The organism is Arthrobacter sp. Leaf141 (assembly GCF_001424565.1).
GTDB lineage: Bacteria > Actinomycetota > Actinomycetes > Actinomycetales > Micrococcaceae > Arthrobacter.
Map to the genome: position 1 here is coordinate 899 of NZ_LMOL01000003.1, position 211 is coordinate 1109.

Annotated in this window: 1 pseudogene; it reads right to left on the reverse strand. The window is 65.4% G+C overall.

The window, feature by feature from the left end:
- Positions 1–211, reverse strand: a pseudogene (locus tag ASF72_RS20530) (HNH endonuclease signature motif containing protein); the annotation flags it as partial.

A 211-nucleotide genomic window follows, 5' to 3' on the forward strand; every position in this document is an offset into this window, starting at 1 on the left:
CGCCAGTGCCGCGAGCGTCAGCGGCTGGGTGGCGGCAAGCTGATAGCTGGTGCTGACCAGGTCCGCCGCGGCCCCGGCCCCAAGACCAAGGATCCCGCCGACCTCAGCGATCAGGGAGATTTCCCGGGCCCGTTGATGCTGGTTCGAAATCCCCGGCGGAGTCAGTGCCTCTTCAATCCCCACATACTCAGCAACAGTCAACGCCTTGACC